This is a genomic window from Aliivibrio sp. EL58, from assembly GCF_900312675.1.
Lineage (GTDB): Bacteria > Pseudomonadota > Gammaproteobacteria > Enterobacterales > Vibrionaceae > Aliivibrio.
Map to the genome: position 1 here is coordinate 22467 of NZ_OMPC01000009.1, position 18844 is coordinate 41310.

At 39.4% G+C, this 18844-nt stretch carries 17 protein-coding genes; 4 read left to right on the top strand and 13 right to left on the bottom strand.

Annotation, left to right across the window (positions count from 1 at the left end; all coding sequences use genetic code 11):
- Window positions 1-57: 57 nt before the first annotated feature.
- The 9 genes from ED622_RS10835 to ED622_RS10875 are packed head-to-tail and all read right to left on the bottom strand — an operon-like array spanning window position 58 to window position 7930.
- Entirely contained in the window at window positions 58-930 is an 873-nt protein-coding gene (locus tag ED622_RS10835; protein WP_122033874.1) for a hypothetical protein, read from the bottom strand.
- Entirely contained in the window at window positions 927-2069 is a 1143-nt protein-coding gene (locus tag ED622_RS10840; RefSeq protein ID WP_122033875.1) for a beta-ketoacyl synthase N-terminal-like domain-containing protein, read from the bottom strand. The genes ED622_RS10835 and ED622_RS10840 overlap by 4 nt, the downstream gene beginning before the upstream one ends.
- Before the next feature lie 5 nt (window positions 2070-2074).
- Entirely contained in the window at window positions 2075-2344 is a 270-nt protein-coding gene (locus ED622_RS10845; protein ID WP_122033876.1) for an acyl carrier protein, read from the bottom strand.
- Complete coding sequence (locus tag ED622_RS10850; protein WP_122033877.1) at window positions 2341-3507, bottom strand: ABC transporter permease; 1167 nt, start codon at window positions 3505-3507, stop codon at window positions 2341-2343. The genes ED622_RS10845 and ED622_RS10850 overlap by 4 nt, the downstream gene beginning before the upstream one ends.
- Window positions 3500-4423, bottom strand: coding sequence for an ABC transporter ATP-binding protein (locus ED622_RS10855; protein WP_122033878.1), 924 nt, complete (start codon window positions 4421-4423; stop codon window positions 3500-3502). Before ED622_RS10855 ends, ED622_RS10850 begins: the two co-directional genes overlap by 8 nt.
- Window positions 4423-5439, bottom strand: a complete 1017-nt coding sequence (locus ED622_RS10860) for a BtrH N-terminal domain-containing protein (protein WP_122033879.1) — start codon at window positions 5437-5439, stop codon at window positions 4423-4425. The genes ED622_RS10855 and ED622_RS10860 overlap by 1 nt, the downstream gene beginning before the upstream one ends.
- A 13-nt stretch (window positions 5440-5452) precedes the next feature.
- Entirely contained in the window at window positions 5453-5866 is a 414-nt protein-coding gene (locus ED622_RS10865; RefSeq protein WP_122033880.1) for a hypothetical protein, read from the bottom strand.
- The gene (locus ED622_RS10870; RefSeq protein ID WP_122033881.1) at window positions 5866-7014 is read right to left on the bottom strand and encodes a beta-ketoacyl-ACP synthase III; all 1149 of its coding nucleotides are present in this window, start codon (window positions 7012-7014) and stop codon (window positions 5866-5868) included. The genes ED622_RS10865 and ED622_RS10870 overlap by 1 nt, the downstream gene beginning before the upstream one ends.
- Before the next feature lies 1 nt (window position 7015).
- Entirely contained in the window at window positions 7016-7930 is a 915-nt protein-coding gene (locus ED622_RS10875) for a hypothetical protein (protein ID WP_045102507.1), read from the bottom strand.
- A gap of 199 nt (window positions 7931-8129) precedes the next feature.
- On the opposite strand from ED622_RS10875, the gene ED622_RS10880 reads away from it, so the two are divergent.
- Window positions 8130-8288 (top strand): YqaE/Pmp3 family membrane protein, encoded by a 159-nt coding sequence (locus ED622_RS10880; protein WP_122033882.1) that lies wholly within the window; start codon window positions 8130-8132, stop codon window positions 8286-8288.
- Window positions 8289-8407: 119 nt separating this feature from the next.
- Here the strand turns inward: ED622_RS10880 and metE are convergent, their stop codons facing one another.
- The gene (metE, locus tag ED622_RS10885; protein ID WP_122033883.1) at window positions 8408-10741 is read right to left on the bottom strand and encodes a 5-methyltetrahydropteroyltriglutamate--homocysteine S-methyltransferase; all 2334 of its coding nucleotides are present in this window, start codon (window positions 10739-10741) and stop codon (window positions 8408-8410) included.
- A 220-nt stretch (window positions 10742-10961) separates the two neighbouring features.
- On the opposite strand from metE, the gene ED622_RS10890 reads away from it, so the two are divergent.
- Window positions 10962-11873 (top strand): LysR substrate-binding domain-containing protein, encoded by a 912-nt coding sequence (locus ED622_RS10890; protein ID WP_122033884.1) that lies wholly within the window; start codon window positions 10962-10964, stop codon window positions 11871-11873.
- Between the two features lie 47 nt (window positions 11874-11920).
- Here ED622_RS10890 and ED622_RS10895 read toward each other — a convergent pair whose 3' ends face one another.
- Together ED622_RS10895 and ED622_RS10900 are read right to left on the bottom strand one after the other, a co-directional pair.
- Window positions 11921-12115, bottom strand: a complete 195-nt coding sequence (locus ED622_RS10895; RefSeq protein ID WP_122033885.1) for a DUF4250 domain-containing protein — start codon at window positions 12113-12115, stop codon at window positions 11921-11923.
- A 67-nt stretch (window positions 12116-12182) separates the two neighbouring features.
- Window positions 12183-12890 carry a hypothetical protein gene (locus tag ED622_RS10900; RefSeq protein ID WP_122033886.1) on the bottom strand — a complete coding sequence of 236 codons (708 nt, stop codon included), beginning with the start codon at window positions 12888-12890 and terminating at the stop codon, window positions 12183-12185.
- Window positions 12891-13214: 324 nt separating this feature from the next.
- On the opposite strand from ED622_RS10900, the gene dcuC reads away from it, so the two are divergent.
- Both dcuC and ED622_RS10910 read left to right on the top strand, forming a co-directional pair.
- Entirely contained in the window at window positions 13215-14582 is a 1368-nt protein-coding gene (gene dcuC / locus ED622_RS10905; protein WP_122033887.1) for an anaerobic C4-dicarboxylate transporter DcuC, read from the top strand.
- Between the two features lie 394 nt (window positions 14583-14976).
- Window positions 14977-17373, top strand: a complete 2397-nt coding sequence (locus ED622_RS10910; protein WP_122033888.1) for a YgiQ family radical SAM protein — start codon at window positions 14977-14979, stop codon at window positions 17371-17373.
- Between the two features lie 117 nt (window positions 17374-17490).
- Here the strand turns inward: ED622_RS10910 and tyrS are convergent, their stop codons facing one another.
- Entirely contained in the window at window positions 17491-18771 is a 1281-nt protein-coding gene (gene tyrS / locus ED622_RS10915; RefSeq protein ID WP_122033889.1) for a tyrosine--tRNA ligase, read from the bottom strand.
- Window positions 18772-18844: the final 73 nt, after the last annotated feature.

An 18844-nucleotide genomic window follows, 5' to 3' on the forward strand; every position in this document is an offset into this window, starting at 1 on the left:
CCTCATTTCCTGTCGTTGAGCTAACAAGATAAAATAAAGACATCCTAACCCATTGATTTATAGATCTAAGGTTAGGGTTATTACTCTATATCTCTCCTCAAAGCCATCAATGAACAGTAAGCGGCCTTGTTGTTCTTCTATAAATAGATTCAAAGCATACAATTGATTGGTTTCGTAGAAATCACAAACAGGTTGGCAATCAAATAAATCACTAGGCACAACGTCCATAACACAAGTTATTAGATCATTTGAAACTCGTTGACCAAATGCGACATGCGTTGCGAAAAAGGCTTGAGTCGTTAATAAGGAAGTCAGATATGCCAGTAACGATTGTTGGTTAAACTGTTGAGCTAATACATCAATTTTTGCTTTAGCGCCATTCTTACTTGCACTTAATAACATCCAATTTGATCCCTCGCCTATCACCGCATCTTCTGAAAGATCTAAATAACCATGAGGATCATTAGATTGATCTACTCGCTCATCCACCCCACCCAGCAATATATTCTGCTCTTGTTGTTTTTTTAGACTCGCATCGGCTAGTAGTAATGCATTTTCAACCACAAATCCTTGCTGAGCTAAGTTTAGGTTTTTACTCTCAAGACCTAAAAACTTCGCAATATAAAACCCAGCCGTATTACTTAATGAGTTAATAAAATCGACGGGTTTAGGAGGCATATTTTCCACATAACGCTGCTGACACAATCGATTAAATACCGATAAGTTCCCCTGACCAGAGACCATAAACAATGCGGTATTTTTATCTAATTCCTGTTGCTCTTTAATACCAGAGACACCTAACAAACTAAGTTGAATAAAACGATCAGTTCGACGAACAAAACCAGACGCCACTTTTTTGCATTCTGATTTTACATCAACATCTTGGTCTTGTTTAATATTCACACTAGCAACGCAATGCACATACATCATACGACGTCCTTCTTCACAACAAGTGCATTATTGTTACCACCAAAACCAAAACAGTTCAGTAAAAATACCCCAGAGTCACACGGGATACTTTCTTGTGTTGGAGTCCAGTTAATCTCATCATCTTGAATTTCAAAGTTTGGCGTTTTAGGTATGAACCCGTTGTTAATGGCCTGCATCATGATCACTAACTCACTCACACCGCAACTGCCTAGCGTGTGACCAATATACGGCTTTAATGAAAATAACGAGGGCGTTTGAGAAAACACTTGTTTCATGCCATTTATCTCTGCTAAATCACTTAGATTACTTGCGGTGCCGTGTGCCTTTACAGCGGTGATATCTTCTTCGCTCACATTACTGGCTTGCAGTGCATTCTTAATTACTTGAGCTATACCAGAACCATCCGGGTTTACGCCTGTCACACTGTGAGTCTCACACTGACTACTGCCACCACAAAACTGCCAAGGTGATAGTTTGACATCATCACGACTCATTAACAGTGCACCTAAGGCTTCTCCCAATAGCAATCCATCTCTGTTTGCATCAAAAGGCTTAGTTTGCTGCTGAGCCAATAATTGCATGGATACGAATCCCTCAAAAGAGTGAGAGGCGAACATTTCCATCCCGATGACCAGTGCATAATCGATGACACCCGCCTCCAGCATCGTTGCCGCATCTAAAATGGCATTAGAGCTCGAAGTACAAGCGGTGTTGTAAGTTAAACTAAATGGATTTAAACCAAACTTAATCGTTAATCTATCGGCATACACACCATTTCCGACTCGACTACCTGAAAACTGAGGTGGATTATTTTCTTTAATACTCGAGCCAAGTGGGTGCATTAACGACATATCATTGGCGGCACAACCTAAAAACAGGCCACAACGTTGGCGATCTTGCTCTGATATATTGTGCAGTTCAAACAAGTTGCTGATCAATGTGTCCAAATAAGGAATAGGATCAAACAGTTCCTCAAAATTACCATTATTCTGAATCGCGTAATAAGGCAACGTTTTGATCTGTTCAAATACATTCACTGATTTATCAACAGTAAGGTATTTGCCCGCTTTCATTAAATCCAATTGCTGTGTTTTATTGCCAAGTGCGCTTAACACGTCGCCACCAAGTATCGTAATCATCGTTATTATTCTGGTTGTAGGTGATCAGCAAGGTGATTAATCGTCGTTACAATACGGCGAAACTCTTTTGGGTCTACCAAACGTAAATTAAAGTGACGCTGCAATAACATCGAAATTTGCAATCCATCTACTGAATCTAACTCTAAACCACTCTCATCAGAAAATAGCTCTACATCATCTGCCAATTCATCTGCTGCGATTTCTTCTCTGTCACACTCTTCAAGGATCATATTTTTAAGTTTTATTTTGAATTCTGTATCTGACGACCCTTTCATGAACTTTTCCTTTGTTTATAAGTAAATACAATACTGGCAATCAATAGTGAAACCACGCCAAATAACGTCAATGCCATGGCTTCATTAAGCACATCCATTACGCTTCCTCGACGTAAGAAAATATCTAAAAAACCTTCTAAGCCCCACGACATCGGAGAAATATTGGAGAAGGTTTGCATCGCTTCTGGCATCACAAATTTAGGCACCATGACGCCACCAATCGCCCCTAATAAAATATTAATAATGCCGCCAATCGTCGTTGCTTGTTCAATGCTATCAACCACGGTTGCAATCAAAATAGACAAACCAATTGCCGATAAACTGAGTGATAATGAAACCAATATCAAACCAAAAACCGAACCACCAATCGTTAATGGAGCCGCACCAAATAGAGGAACGATATACATGCCAACGCCTATCATTAACCAGACTTGCACTTGATTTATCAGCATATAAGGTAATATTTTCCCACCAAACAAGGCCGCTAAGCTGAGATTCATAGTGCTTAATCTCATTAAGGTATTTTGTTTTCGCTCACTAATAAAAATAGTCGACATCGGAATAATGACAAAGAACAAACCAAACACGATCCATGAAGGCACGCTTTGTTGAGTCGAGGTCGGTTTTTCATCTTGGGATAACTTGGCGTATTGAATCTCCATTAATGACGATTCATCAAAAGAATTATCAGCACTGTCATCATCCAAAAAATCAAAATTATCTTGATTGGCAGAGTTCACTTCATCAAGTTTATTTCCCATCCAACTCAAAGCTATTTGGTTCTTGAAAATGGTCAGTAAAGAGGGAGAGGTATCTGCAGCTACACTAATTTTCAGTGGTCGCTCATCTTGATAAAAACCATCAGGAATATCGATAATAAACTGCACCCCCTCTTCTTCAGGTGAGAGGTAGTCATTCGAACTCAAAGGATACTGAGTTAATGTTTTAATAGTAGATAATTTAGTCGTTAACGCTTCACTAGCAGCGGTTGAATCTTGATCAATCACTACATAAGTCATTAATGATTTATCTTCGTTCATCACATCTTTAAGTGCCAATGACATGATCAAGATAAACACCGCAGGCATAATAAACAATGCAGCTAACGCGTGTTTATCTCGGCCTACCAATAAGAATTCTTTTATCAACATGGCTTTAAACATCGGTTCTTCCTTTTGATGTTAGATTGATAAATAGAGATTCAAGTGTGGTTGCACCATAGCGGATTTGTTTCACTTTGATGTGCTGTTGTTCTAATTCACTGATCACTTGAGCAACCAATGTGCTGCTTGAATGATCTAATAGTAAGGTCGTCGTATCAACTACGCTCACGGCCTCCATATTCATAATAGACAGAGATAGCGGTACCGATGAATGAGGATAAAGCTCTACAATCACTTGCTGACTCTCTTGATTATTAATCAATGAGGATATTGAACCTTGCTTAACGATTTGACCCGCATTCATGATTGCCACGTCATCACAGATTTTTTCAATCTCTGGCATATAGTGAGATGTGTAAATCACGGTTTTATTGTCTGATTTATACGCCTTAATTGTATCCAAAATTTCATTGCGCGATTCAGGATCAATCCCCACTGTCGGCTCATCAAAAAATAGAACATCAGGGTTATTTAACAAACCAATCGCTATATTTAAACGGCGCTTTTGACCGCCAGATAAGGTTGATGATTTTTGATCCATCATGGCTGCAAGGCGATTCGTTTCTACCGCATACGCTAAATTATCTTTTAAGATTTTGCCTTTTATTTTTTGCACACCAGCAAAGAAGTTTAAGTTCTCTTTTACACTTAAATTCTCATAAAAAGCCAAGCGTTGAGGGATCAAAGAGCAGCGCTGACGAATAACCTTTAGATTATTTTTTAGCGATAAATCAAAAAAAGAGACCTCCCCAGAATCAAACGACACTAAGCCATTTAAAATGGAGATCAGCGTGGTTTTTCCTGCTCCGTTAGGACCGAGTAAACCATAAATACTATTTGAGGGAATGGAGAGCGTTAAGTTATCTAACGCTTTCTTGTTACCATAGGATTTATTTAAGCCACTAATTTTGATCATTAAAACGCTCGCATTAATGATAAGTACAATTGCTTTTCTTGCTCAGCAACTGATTCTAATTTTGCTGCAATAATATCAAATTCAATGGCTTTTTTATTTCGAGGGCGGATCGCTTTGGCTATTAATAATGCAAACTCACGCCACTCATCACCAATCGCCGTCATCTCAATAGAAGCGGTTTTTAGCTTTTCGTTATGAATCAACTCTGACGCTTCTTGTAAAAAAGAAGCGTAGATATAACGGAAACCGGCACCGCCAGTGCCAATCTCTTCTTGCATACGAATGATGTGACCTAAAAACAGTTTTGCGTAATGCTCGTCTTTATTTTCTAATTGGCGAATATGCTTGGCTAAAAAATGCATCCCTTTTAAGCCTGCAATAGGCACAGGGGTTTTCAGCATCGTTTTAGCGGTTTTCTTAATGCTCTTTTCAATCACACTAGGGTAATCAATCGAACTTGGAATATGCGTTGGATAATACAATGACCCTTTTGGGGCCATAACACCTTTAACAAAACGGGCTTTTTGTAGCGCTTTCTCTTCGGCTTCAACTAAGTGCTCAAAGACTGGGTCACTGATTTGATAGGTTTGATTTTTTTTATCAACAACAATGAGGTTATGTGCATTAAAATGAAAACGCATCTCTTCTGGAAAATACGGCAACCAGAATACAGACGTTTGTGCGCCGACGATTTTACCTTGTTCAAGTAACTCATCTAATCGCTTGGTGCCTTGCTCTGGCTTTGAAAACTTCTCTAATTTCATTTTCAAACCGATGCTTTTTTGCAATCCTTTCATTATGGATTTTGGCATCGATCGATAGGCAATCAATGGCATGCCGCTGAGTTTCACAAACGGAAGATAAGCAAACACTAACGCGCTTGATAAACCAAACACCATTGGCTCTGATAATGGCAAACCATGATGAGTAAGCATCGAAGACATGACACCACTCTCACAGTGTGCATAGTGTTTGTGTTGAAACTGAGTATTATTTTTTTTCAAGGTAGTGGTCATGAACACGCTTTATTTATTTTTTATTCGAAAGGTTAGGTAATTTAGTTAATTGCTTAACTGAAATACCTAATGCATCACTGTAGGCCGAAAGCTTAGCTGGCGATAACTTAGCAAACACCGATGGTGAAAAATGACGTTTAACTCGCCATTGAAACCAACCAACAGATTGCGCTAACACCATTAGATCCATACGTTGAGCAAACATATGATAATACAAAGAGGACTTTTCCCCTGTTCTTACCAGGTCATACGCTACTTGTGCTTGTCGTTCAAATTCATTTAAGGCTTGCTTTGTGACTTCTTCTTCGACTTCCCAACCTGTAGACGCGACCACTGAGTACTCGCCATTTTCATCGGTGGCATACACGGCTTTCGCATTATTAGCGTAGGTTGAAATATTATCTTGTGGGACTTTTTTAACTTCCATTAGACCACCTTCAATTGCATAAAGGCGGTAGAGAATCGCCCACTCTCTGGTACGTAACACAATAATGTATCACCCACTTTTAACTCACCAGAATGGAACAGCTCTTCTAACATGATATAAATCGAAGCTGAGCCTGTATTTCCTTTGCTTGGTAAATTAGTAAACCAGCGTTCTTGTGGAATATCACAGCCAGCTTCTAGCATGCCTTGATACAGACGATCACGGAAGTAACCTGATGAGTAATGAGGAACAAAATAGGTCACTTCATCCGCGTTTACTTTACCTTGCTCAACTAACTCTTTTAGCGGCTTGGTTACTGTGTATTCAACAATATTATCGTTCAGTTGTTTTACGTCTTGCTTAACTGAAAATATAGATTGATCTAACCACTCTTGAGATCCATATTCACGCCAGCCTTTTAAGCTGCCATCTGCTTGTTTTTCAGCACCTGCATACATACAAGCATTAAGCTCGTTAGCGTATGATTTTTGCATCATCCATTCAATTTCAAGGGAGATTGAATCCGTATTAGGTTGAGACGTTAATAGTGCAGCACCCGCCCCATCACTTAACATCCAACGTAAAAAGTCTTTTTCAAAAGCAATCTCAGGTTGACGCTCTAGTTCATCCACCACATTTTCAATTTCAGCTTCAAACTTATTGGCTCTCATCATCGCTGATGCATTTTCAGAACCTGTGACCACGGCATTATTACTTTGGCCACTTAGAATCGACATATAGCCATATTTTAATGACATGGTCCCCGACAAACAGATCCCAGAGGTTGCCATCACTTCACAGCTAGGGATCCCTAGTTCACCGTGCACCATTAGGGCATGATTTGGTAAAATTTGATCCGCAATCGTCGTACCACAAGCTAACAACTCGGTAGTATTAATATCAAAGGAAGGTGACGATAATTTTCTAATCGCTTCTGCTGTAAGCTCAGTATTCGTATGCGTCGTTTCGCCGGTTGCAGGATTAATTGCATAATAGCGCTTCTTAATTTTATTGGATCGCAAAATGAGATTTTTTGCACGAGAGGGACGCGAACCAACTTGTCCAAGAACGTTTTCGATTTCTTTATTACCAACGGCATCATTAGGCAAAAAAGCCTGAATGTCATTGATATATACTTTTTTATTCATTCTAACGTCCTGACGGTTTTTCGTAATAGGTAATGCTTTCTTCTACTGCTTTCTTTCTAAAAGGTGAAATAAGTTTCTTTACTAATAAGTTTATCGGTACCAAAGTTAATACCATTAGTGCTAAAAATACGGCGTATATAGTAATCACTATTTTACGAGGAAAAGAACCTGGCTTACCTGACTTTTGAATTAGCTTGCCCCACACCATAAATGAGCGTGTGGCGATTTTTTCAGAACCGATCAGTTTTCCATTTACTGTCACTGCATTCAGATTTTTAAGTAATGGTTCTTTTTTCTTTTCTAAATCATTTTCTAATGCACTAACAAGGCGATGACCAAAGCGCTCACTTTCTTGAAGATCTTGTTCAGATACCCCTGCGGCAGGGAAAATCCAAAATGGATCTTTTTTGCCAGTTAACAACCAACGAGGAGTAGTAATAAATGCATAAATAGAACCCCCTTGATCGGTTAATACCGCATTATCAATCAATGTACCGCCTAACTCTGCAATAACCGCTTTCATCTTCTCTTGCGCCATTACCCACATATCACGACAAGCAATAAAAGTAATCACTGGCTTATCTTTAATTAAACGCTTTGCTTGCGCTGTTTTAAGAAATCCAGTCATTGGAATCGAAGGAGATAAAAACCATACCGTATAACCGATAATAACTAGGTCATACTCTTCTTCTAAATTTTCTGCAGGCTTCACTTCACAGCCATTCATATAAATCGCTTCAGGAAAAGCATCAAAGAATGGGTAAAACGACCATGGATAAGGGTATTTATTGACAGGCTCAACACAGTGATAATCAACCTTTACTTCATCACTTTGACGTAAAGGTGCAGTTGCGAGCTCAACAAATTTTGCAAGCTGCCCACTTTGAGAGTGAGAAACGACTAAAACTTTTTTCATAGGCGAAGTAATTTCATTATTAATATGATTATTTTCAAACTATTTTATAGCATCCATAATTATTATAAATAGCTAATCAATATATTTAACAACTTCAAGCTTAAATAGATAACCTCCTCGTTTAATTAATAAACTATTTGATATTAACTCCATAATAAATTAGCGTGAGCTCATAACTTCATTTTATTAAGGATAATATATGAACAAGCTTGTTTTAATTATTTTATGTGTATTGCTTCCACCACTAGGTGTTTTCTTTGCAAAAGGGGTAGGAAAAGATCTCTTAATCAACATTGTACTGACTCTTTTCTTCTGGGTACCAGGAATGATCCACGCCCTTTGGGTAACGACTCGTTAAGAAAGTAACTCATTAAAAAAACGTAAAATAAAAAAGCGAAACCCTAAATGAAGGTGTTTCGCTTTTATTTGGTTCCACGTAAATGAACGTTATTAACCAGTAATATTAGTTACTCTTATCTAAGCTGCGTTAACTTGCCATTTCTTACGCAGTGTTTTCGCCGCTTTTACCATGTTTTCAAGCGCCGCCTCTGTTTCTTTCCAGTTACGCGTTTTCAAACCACAATCTGGATTCACCCATAAACGCTCAACAGGCACTTTTGCTGCTGCGGTTTCAATTAAATCAACAATCCACTCTTCGTTTGGAATATTTGGTGAGTGAATATCATAAACACCCGGTCCAATCTCATTTGGATAATTAAAGTCTTCAAACGCTTTCAATAATTCCATGTTTGAACGAGACGTTTCTATCGTGATCACATCTGCATCTAACGCTGCCACTGATTCGATAATCTCATTGAACTCGCTGTAACACATGTGAGTATGAATTTGAGTTTCTGATTTCGCACTTGCTGCTGAGATCTTAAACGCTTCTACTGCCCACTCTAAATACGATTTTTGCTCGCTCTTTTTGATCGGCAATCCTTCACGAATAGCTGGCTCATCAATTTGAATAATATTAATGCCCACTTGTTGAAGATCAGAAACTTCATCTCGTAAAACTAACGCTAACTGTTGTGCGATTTCTTTACGACTAATGTCTTCACGTGGGAACGTCCATCCAAGAATCGTTACTGGTCCGGTGAGCATCCCTTTCATTTGTTTAGTCGTTAACGATTGAGCATATTGCGTCCAATCAACCGTGATTGGAGCTTCACGCTCAATATCTGCCACCACGATAGCCGGTTTAACACAACGTGAGCCATAGCTTTGAACCCAACCAAATCGCGTTGCTTGAAATCCATTTAGATTCTCCGCAAAGTATTCAACCATGTCATTTCGTTCTGCTTCACCATGCACTAATACATCCAAATCTAAACGCTCTTGACGCTCAACTGCATCAGCAATATGACCTTTCATTGCCGCAACATAATCTTGTTCGTTTAATTTACCTGCACGATACGCGCTGCGCTGTTGACGAATATCAGAGGTTTGTGGGAATGAACCAATCGTTGTTGTTGGCAATAATGGTAAACCCAATTTTTCAGCTTGGTGTTGTGCTCGAACTGAATATCCATCTGCTCGCTCTGCTAACGCAGGGGTAATTGCCGCTAAACGTTGCTGTACTGCAGGCTTATTAATGTGCTCTGCCGTCTCACGCTCACGCAGTGGCTGACTGTATTGATGGCAGGCTAAGATTGCGTTTTGGTTACCATCTAGTGCACCACCTAACAAAGTCACTTCTTTTAACTTTTGTTTTGCAAACGCAAACCATTGAGTAGTTTCTTGTGATAATTCCGTTTCTTGTTCTAAATCTACAGGGCTATGCAACAATGAACATGAGCTTGCAATCCATAACTTATCACCCAGCTTTTCTTTCACTGGTTGCAGTCTTTCATGCAAACGTTCTAAATCTGCTCGCCATACATTACGACCATTAATCGCACCAACAGACAATACCCACTCTTTTGGCAATGCAGCTACAATCGTGTCTAATTGTTTAGGATCTGCTGATATATCAATATGTAAGCCATTTACCGCTAATTCAGTGATCTTATCTAAATGGTGTTCGACGCCATCAAAGTATGTTGTTAATAGTAACTTCACATCACTTTGGATTACTTGATAAGCCAATTTAAATGAATTTGCCCATGCTTTGGGTAACTCAAGCGCTAAAATTGGCTCATCAATTTGTACCCATTCAACACCAAGCGCAGATAACTTCGAAAAAATTGCCTGATAAGCGGTAAGTAAGCGAGGAAGAAGCGCTAAACGATCAAACCCTTGCTCTACTTCTTCATCATTCACTTCTTTGCCTAACCACAAATAACTTAATGGGCCAAGAAGTACTGGTTTAACGGTATGCCCTTGTTTTTGCGCTTCTGCAATTTCATCAAATAGCTGTGACCAACTAACGTTAAATTTATCGTCTTTAGAAAATTCCGGCACAATATAGTGGTAATTAGTATTAAACCACTTAGTCATGTCTGAGGCCGCTTCACCACAACCACAGCTGTTTTGAGATTGACCACGACCCACTTTAAATAAGGTATCTAAATCTGGAAAACCGTTATTGTGACGAGCTGGTACATGACCTAATAGAAGACTCGTCGTTAATACATGATCGTACCAAGCAAAATCACCCGCGGTAACAAAATCAAGTCCCGATGTGGTTTGATCTTTCCAATGACGTTGACGTAATTCACTGCCAACTGCTAATAATTCTTTTTTCTCTATCTCACCACGCCAATATTTTTCTTGTGCAAATTTCAACTCTCGTTGAGCACCTACTCGTGGGTAGCCTAAAATATGAGTGACTGTTTTTCCTACTGTATTGTTTAATTCTGTTGTCATTGACTTAATTCCCTTAGCCGTTTGGATGGCCAAACAATGACGTTTTTTATCACTATCTACAACGTCGAATACTTCACTTTGATTATGAATTTATTTCAACAACGCTTCTATATTATAAATTTCTTTATTTGGTTTTAGCCGTCTAGATGTTTACTTTTCTGCATTTTCATTTTACTGTGAAGAGAATTAAACAAACTCAAACGGAACTTGAGGATTTATAATGATTGAATTAAAACATCTAAAAACATTAACTACATTGCGGGATACTGGCTCATTAACAGCAACGGCTAATGCGCTCCATTTAACCCAGTCAGCCCTTTCTCACCAACTGAAAGATTTTGAAGCACGCCTTGGTAATCATGTTTTTTTACGTAAAACACGCCCGGTAAAATTCACCTCAGAAGGTGAGATCTTATTAAAACTGGCAGATGAAGTTTTGCCGAAAATGGCCAGAGCTGAATATGATATTGCCAGCCTAAAAGAAGATTTACATGGTCGACTGCATATGGCTATAGAGTGTCACTCTTGCTTCCAATGGTTAATGCCTGCAATTAAAGAATATCAAGTTGGTTGGCCTGAAGTGGAATTGGATTTTTCATCAGGCTTTGGTTTTGAGCCTTTACCTGCATTAGTGAATGGCGATCTAGATTTAGTGATCACATCTGACATTCAACCTCGTGGAGAGATACATTACGAGCCATTGTTTGATTTTGAAATGCGCCTTGTCATGGCAACAAACCATCCTCTCGCGAATAAAGAATGTATTGAACCTGAGGATTTGCTCGATCAAACCATGCTAACTTATCCAGTCCAAAAACAGCGCTTAGATGTCGTAAAACATTTCCTATCGCCAAATCATGTTGAACCAGCCAAATGGAAACAAGCAGAAAATACATTAATGTTGATACAAATGGTGTCGGCAGGTTTAGGAGTTGCAGCGCTACCTAATTGGGCAATCAGTGAATTTTCAAGACAAGGATTAATTGAGAGTAAACCATTAGGGAAAGGATTATGGAGAAGATTGTTCGCTGCCGTTAGGGACAGCGAACATGATAAAAGATATGTACAAGCATTTTTCTCTACTGCGAAACAGCAGAGCCAGAGTCATTTAGATGGAATTAAAATGACTTAAATCGAGGTATCTTCTATTGCTTTATTTCTATTGCGTTAATTTAAAACTTAGCTATTTTTAAATTGATTCGTTAATGGGTCATATTGATAACCCAATCCACTGAGCTTGTCTTGAACTCCTTGTGTATCAAGCTCATACACGCTGGACAATTCTTCTAGACTGTGACATTCCAATCGCAATTTTTCATTAATGATGCCGAGTAGAATTCCACTTTCTAGTCCGTGAGCATTACTTAAATCCAATCTTCACCCTCCATGTTGCTTAAGAGACACACTTAGATTAGATCAGTTTTGAAAAGTAATGCGTGGCCTACATCACAAAAAACAACTGAAATTGATAATAACCAGAAATAGCCATAATAACGCTTGAAACAAGCAATACTTGCCACTTCACAGCCTGTTGTTTAAATAAGTGAAAGCTCCACAGACCAATACTTAATAGCATCAAGCCTAATGCAATACCCAATTTAACGGCCATCTTATCCAAGAATATTTCATGAATACTTAGCGTTTGACACAACAAAATAACAGCCATAACAATCCCACTCACTACCCCACTGATTGGTAATAGTTTATGGAATGTTTGTAAACGAGTTCGTGCCAAGGTTAATAGTAAATGAGTTAACAAGGCACCAAATAAGAACGGACCTGTCACTGCAAAAAATAACTGGGTAAATGAACCTGAACCCAAGGCTAAATTAACAAAGCTTGCCGCAGCAAAACCATTCGCTAATGCCATCACAATTAACGGCCCTTTATCACGAGTTTTGCCTGTTTTTACACTCAGATAAAAACCAGCAATGGCAATCGCAGGGACAAAATTAATTGCAAAAATAGAAGCATAAGTCATACCGATACCAGCAATGACACACCAACCAAGGATCAAGACAGGTAGCCATTTATGAATACGGCCACGTTGACCAGGGCAAATATCCCCTTTGTGTAGAATGATCGTTAATAGTATTTGTGCACCTAAGAGTGCAGGAATAAGAATATATTGTAAGGTTTGAAAAAACATAACTACGCCACCTAATTAGAATGACGCTAGTATAAACCCTAATTTCACTTCGTCTAGTAACGGTTGAAAAACAATCAATTTCTATTAAGTTCTCAAAAATACAGGTAGCAAGTTTCAACTCATTAGCCTTTTACAGCAACAAGAACAACAGTTGCGCATCATCTTATTAACAGAACTGTTTTTTATTTGTTTTAGATCATGATGAGGTTAAGTAGCAGATGTGCTACAGGTGAAAATTAGGTAAGTTTCTATTACGAAATGTGTAAGAATATGTATATAAGTTACACAATTTTTGTATTTTTGAAATCTTAAGGGGAAAATTCCATGTTGGAGTTAATGATTGGTTTGGTGATCACCGTGTTGGTGGGTTACTTTATCGTAAAAGGATATAAGGCGGCAGGTGTACTACTGACCGCTGGTTTAGCATTACTTATTATTGCAGGCTTATTAGGGCACACCGTTTTACCTGCAAAAGTTACCGCTACAGGTAACTTATTAACAGATGCACTAGAATACGTGAAATACATGCTGCAATATCGTGGGGGCGGCCTAGGTATGCAAATCATGCTACTTTGTGGTTTTGCTTCTTACATGACTCACATTGGTGCAAACAATGTTGTTGTAAAGCAGTTCTCTAAACCATTAGCATTTATTAAATCACCTTACGTTTTACTTGTTGCGGCTTATATCGTAGCGTGTTTAATGTCTCTTGCAGTAAGTTCTGCAACAGGTCTTGGTGTGCTATTGATGGCGACACTTTTCCCAATGATGACAGCGATGGGTATCTCTCGTCCTGCAGCCGTTGCCGTTTGTGCCTCTCCAGCAGCCATCATTCTTTCACCAACTTCTGGTGACGTTATCGTTGCTGCAGAAAAATCAGGCCTTCCTCTACATACGTTCGCGGTTGAGACGGTATTACCTGTTTCTATCTGTGCAATCATCGTTATGGCAGCAGCGGCTTTCTTCTGGAATAAATACCTAGATAAGAAAGAAAATACGCCAATGGAAAAAGTTGATATTTCAGCAATGGAAGTTAACGCACCTTCTTACTACGCGATTTTACCTTTCTTACCAATCGTTGGTGTCTTTGTCTTCAATGGCGAAACTATCCCTGGTTTATCTCTAGATATTTATACTATCGTTGTTGGTTCAATCTTCATTGGTGCGGTCATTAACTTTATTACTAATAAACTAGACGGCAGAGCTACGCTAGAAGATTTAGAATCTTGCTACGCAGGTATGGCTGACGCGTTTAAAGGTGTTGTAATGCTATTAGTTGCAGCCGGTGTATTTGCACAAGGCTTAATGTCTGTTGGTGCAATTGATAACCTACTGCACCTTGCAGATTCTGCTGGTGCAGGTGGTATCGCATTAATGCTTCTTCTAACTGGCTTAACCGTAGCTGCAGCGATTGCAACAGGTTCTGGTAATGCTCCTTTCTATGCATTCGTAGAATTAGCACCACAACTGGCTGGTAAAATGGGTCTTAGCCCTGCATTCCTTATCATTCCTATGCTGCAAGCATCTAACCTTGGTCGTACTATTTCACCAGTATCTGGCGTTATCGTTGCGACATCTGGTATGGCAAAAATCAGTCCATTTGAAGTGGTAAAACGTACATCTGTGCCTGTTATTTGTGGCTTAATCACGGTAATTGCAGGAACGATGGTACTTGTTCCAATGTATGCATAATATGCTAAATAGATAACAATATTAACGCCAGTGGTTTAATTCGACTGGCGTTTTTTTTAATCTATAACCTATTTTCTATTAAATTTTGTGATACCCCATCAAATCAGCTCTTTCCTTACAAACAATTTACCTAATGCTCACGTAAAACTAATTAATTGAAGATACATTTGTCCTATTCAATATTTCAATCAATACGAGCACATTCCCCATGATTAAAGACACGGCTATCATTTTTACCCTCTCTTTTTTAGCCATCTCTGTTACCTATTTATGCCGTTTATACATCTAGTTCCATCTTGCTATCAGACGCCCCTACTTATATTGAGGGCTTTATTTTCTGGTTAAATCACTCGCAAATCGGTATAATTCGGCCTCCAAATTCTGAGGTGAACTAATGCACAACGTAACTCCAATAAACGAATACCCGAAATTCTGGGCAGAATGCTATGGAACAGCCCCTTTCTTTCCTACTTCTCGTAAAGAAATGGACCAACTTGGTTGGGATAGCTGCGACATTATCATTGTAACTGGGGATGCGTACGTGGATCACCCAAGTTTTGGTATGGCGATCATCGGACGTTTGCTAGAAGCACAAGGCTTCCGCGTTGGTATCATTGCTCAACCAAAATGGGACAACAAAGACGAGTTCATGGCTCTTGGTCAACCAAATTTATTCTTTGGTATCACTGCTGGTAACATGGATTCAATGATCAACCGTTATACCTCAGATAGAAAACTTCGTCATGATGATGCCTATACCCCAAACAATGAAGGTGGTAAGCGCCCTGACCGTGCTGTACTGGTATATTCTCAACGTTGTCGTGAAGCGTTTAAAGATACGCCTATTGTTTTAGGTGGCATTGAAGCAAGTCTACGCCGTTTAGCGCATTACGATTACTGGTCTGATAAAGTTCGTCGCTCAGTACTGTTTGATGCTAAAGGTGACATACTTCTTTTTGGTAATGCTGAGCGTGCTTTAGTTGAAGTTGCCCATCGCCTTGCTAGTGGCGAAGATGTTAAAACAATGACCAATATTCGTGGTACTGCGGTGAATCTACCTGCAGAACCTGAAGGCTTTAAAATCATTGACTCTTCTCGTATTGAAAAGCCAGGTAAAGCTGCTTTTGTTCCAATCAACCCATACGCAACGGAAGAGCAATGTGAAACCAACAAAGCTGAAGTAAAAGAAGAGCAGCCACAAGTTATTACGGTAACGGCCTCTCGCCATGATTCAAAAACAACAGCGATTCGTATTCCACCGTATGAAAAACTAAACGGTGACCGTATTCTTTATGCTCACGCTAGTCGTATTATGCATTTAGAAACCAATCCATACTCTGGTCGTGCATTAATCCAGCGTCATGGTGATCGCGAATTATGGGTAAACCAAGCACCAATTCCTCTGACAACAGAAGAAATGGATTTTGTGTTTGACTTGCCTTATGCGCGTGTTCCACACCCTATGTATGGCAAAGCTAAGATCCCTGCGTATGACATGATTAAAACATCAGTCAACATTATGCGTGGTTGTTTTGGTGGTTGTTCATTCTGTAGTATTACCGAACACGAAGGTCGTATTATTCAGAACCGCTCTAAAGAATCGATCATCAATGAACTAGAAGAAATTCGTGACAAAGTTCCTGGATTTACCGGCACGATCTCAGATCTTGGTGGTCCAACAGCGAACATGTATCGTTTAGGCTGTTCAATACCGAAAGCAGAAGCAACCTGTCGTCGTCCTTCTTGTGTTTTCCCTAAGATCTGTGACAAGCTAAATACTGATCACGTACATACGATTGATTTGTACCGTGAAGCTCGTAAAGTTAAAGGCGTTAAGAAAGTATTAATTGCTTCTGGTGTTCGTTACGATTTAGCAATTGAATCTCCAGAATACGTGCGTGAGTTAGTCACCCACCACGTTGGCGGTTATTTGAAAATTGCACCTGAACATACCGAAAAAGGCCCATTAGATTTAATGATGAAGCCAGGTATGGGAACGTACGATCGCTTCAAGTCTATGTTTGAAAAATACAGCCAAGAAGCTGGTAAGAAGCAATATCTTATCCCTTACTTTATCTCTGCTCATCCGGGTACAGAAGATGAAGACATGCTGAACCTAGCGATGTGGCTGAAGAAAAACAACCTTGAGTGTGATCAGGTTCAGAACTTCTATCCATCACCAATGTGTAATGCAACCTCAATGTATTACTCAGAAACAAACCCACTGAAACGCGTGAAATATAAAAAACGTGAAGATGTGACGGTAGCTAAAGGTGAGCGTCAACGTCGACTACATAAAGGCTTATTGCGTTATCACGATCCTAAAAACTGGAAAATGATCCGTGAAGCATTAACAGAAATGGGCAAAAAACACCTTATTGGTGATAAGCCACACTGTTTAGTGCCTGAAGACGATATCGATACACAAACACCTGCTGAACGTCGCCAAACAGGACGTCACGGTGCGAAACGTTTTGCAACTAAGCATACTCAAGCACAGTTTGATGGTGATCCACGTAATAGTAATAATCGTGGTGGTCAAAATAAGAGTAATCGCAACGGTAAGCCTAGCTCTCAAGGTCAAGGTCAAAACCGTAATGGTAACGGTGGAAAACCAACAGGACACGCAAGTTCGGATAAGCCTGCATCAAGCGGACAGAAGAATGGCGTTCGTAATGGTTATTCAAACAGTAAACCAAGTGGCAATGGTAAACCTAAAGCCACTGGTAATAAACCAACCGCCAATAAGCCAAGCGGTACAGGTGCTAAACGTAAACCAAAGCACCGTTAAGTAAATAGAAAAAATTAACAAGTATAAAAAAAGCGAACCAATGCGGTTCGCTTTTTTATTGCCCGAATATAAAGTAATGAAACAGAGTTATCTACTCCACTCCATTACTAATTTATTCTATTTCCAAACGTATAAGTTAAACAGTTTTTTACCACGTTTGATTACGCTGTATTTACCGAATAATGCGTCTTCTTTCTTAAGAACCACTTCAGAATCAGCTACTTTTTCGCCGTTTACTGAAACCGCACCATTACCAATAAATTCACGCGCCATCTTATTCGATTTTGCTAGTTCAGATTGAGTCAGTACTTCAACAATAGTTTGCTCTGAAGCTTCAAGCTCAGTCGTTGGTAGACCATCTTGTGCTAGTTGTGCTAAATCAGTTTCAGTTAGCGATGCTAGATCACCAGAGAACAATGCTTCTGTAATACGGATAGAAGAAGCTAAGCCTTCCTCACCGTGAACCAAACGAGTCACTTCTTTAGCAAGTACGCCTTGACCAGCAGGACGGCCTTGAACACTCTTGTCACTTTCTTCAATTGCAGCAATTTCGTCTACAGATAGGAAAGTGAAGAAACGTAGGAAGTTATATACGTCAGCATCCGCAGTACCCAACCAGAATTGGTAGAAAGCGTATGGTGATGTTTTGCTTGGGTCTAACCAAATTGTACCTGATTCCGTCTTACCAAATTTAGTACCATCTGATTTAGTTACTAGCGGTAGCGTTAAACCAAATACTTTATTACGGTTCATACGACGAGTTAGATCGATACCACCAGTGATGTTACCCCACTGATCAGAACCACCAATTTGCAGCGTACATTCTTTTGCTTTGTTTAGCGCAGCAAAGTCATACGATTGAAGTAGCATGTAGCTGAACTCAGTAAATGAGATACCAGAACCTTCACGGTCGATACGTTGTTTTACTGATTCTTTTTGAATCATTGCATTTACGCTGAAATGCTTACCGATATCACGCATGAATTCGATTACATTGATTTCACCAATCCAATCTAGGTTATTCACGACTTCTGCGCCATTTTTCTCTTCTGTAAACTCAACAAAAGCAGAAACTTGAGCACGGATTTTATTAACCCAATCACCAACAACATCAGAGGTGTTCAATTGACGCTCTGCCGCTTTAAAGCTTGGATCACCAATTAAACCAGTAGCGCCACCAACAAGTGCTAATGGCTTATGGCCCGCTTGTTGAAAACGCTTAAGAACTAACAAAGGTACTAGGCTACCAATATGTAGGCTGTCTGCTGTCGGATCGAAACCACAATAGAGAGTACGACAGTCAGTTGAAAGGTGCTCAGCTAATTCTTCGTCTGCTGTGCACTGTGCAATAAGCCCACGAGCTTTTAAATCCTGCAATAATTCATTTGTTGCTGTCATAGATAACCTACTTGTACTCTAAATTTCGGTATAAAAAAGAAGATTCGATTTTACACATTTACCCGCTAAATAA

Coding starts and splice junctions, on each gene's coding strand:
- ED622_RS10835 (WP_122033874.1), bottom strand. CDS start 930: ATGATGTATGTGCATTGCGTTGCTAGTGTGAATATTAAACAAGACCAA.
- ED622_RS10840 (WP_122033875.1), bottom strand. CDS start 2,069: ATGATTACGATACTTGGTGGCGACGTGTTAAGCGCACTTGGCAATAAA.
- ED622_RS10845 (WP_122033876.1), bottom strand. CDS start 2,344: ATGAAAGGGTCGTCAGATACAGAATTCAAAATAAAACTTAAAAATATG.
- ED622_RS10850 (WP_122033877.1), bottom strand. CDS start 3,507: ATGTTTAAAGCCATGTTGATAAAAGAATTCTTATTGGTAGGCCGAGAT.
- ED622_RS10855 (WP_122033878.1), bottom strand. CDS start 4,423: ATGATCAAAATTAGTGGCTTAAATAAATCCTATGGTAACAAGAAAGCG.
- ED622_RS10860 (WP_122033879.1), bottom strand. CDS start 5,439: ATGACCACTACCTTGAAAAAAAATAATACTCAGTTTCAACACAAACAC.
- ED622_RS10865 (WP_122033880.1), bottom strand. CDS start 5,866: ATGGAAGTTAAAAAAGTCCCACAAGATAATATTTCAACCTACGCTAAT.
- ED622_RS10870 (WP_122033881.1), bottom strand. CDS start 7,014: ATGAATAAAAAAGTATATATCAATGACATTCAGGCTTTTTTGCCTAAT.
- ED622_RS10875 (WP_045102507.1), bottom strand. CDS start 7,930: ATGAAAAAAGTTTTAGTCGTTTCTCACTCTCAAAGTGGGCAGCTTGCA.
- ED622_RS10880 (WP_122033882.1), top strand. CDS start 8,130: ATGAACAAGCTTGTTTTAATTATTTTATGTGTATTGCTTCCACCACTA.
- metE (WP_122033883.1), bottom strand. CDS start 10,741: ATGACAACAGAATTAAACAATACAGTAGGAAAAACAGTCACTCATATT.
- ED622_RS10890 (WP_122033884.1), top strand. CDS start 10,962: ATGATTGAATTAAAACATCTAAAAACATTAACTACATTGCGGGATACT.
- ED622_RS10900 (WP_122033886.1), bottom strand. CDS start 12,890: ATGTTTTTTCAAACCTTACAATATATTCTTATTCCTGCACTCTTAGGT.
- dcuC (WP_122033887.1), top strand. CDS start 13,215: ATGTTGGAGTTAATGATTGGTTTGGTGATCACCGTGTTGGTGGGTTAC.
- ED622_RS10910 (WP_122033888.1), top strand. CDS start 14,977: ATGCACAACGTAACTCCAATAAACGAATACCCGAAATTCTGGGCAGAA.
- tyrS (WP_122033889.1), bottom strand. CDS start 18,771: ATGACAGCAACAAATGAATTATTGCAGGATTTAAAAGCTCGTGGGCTT.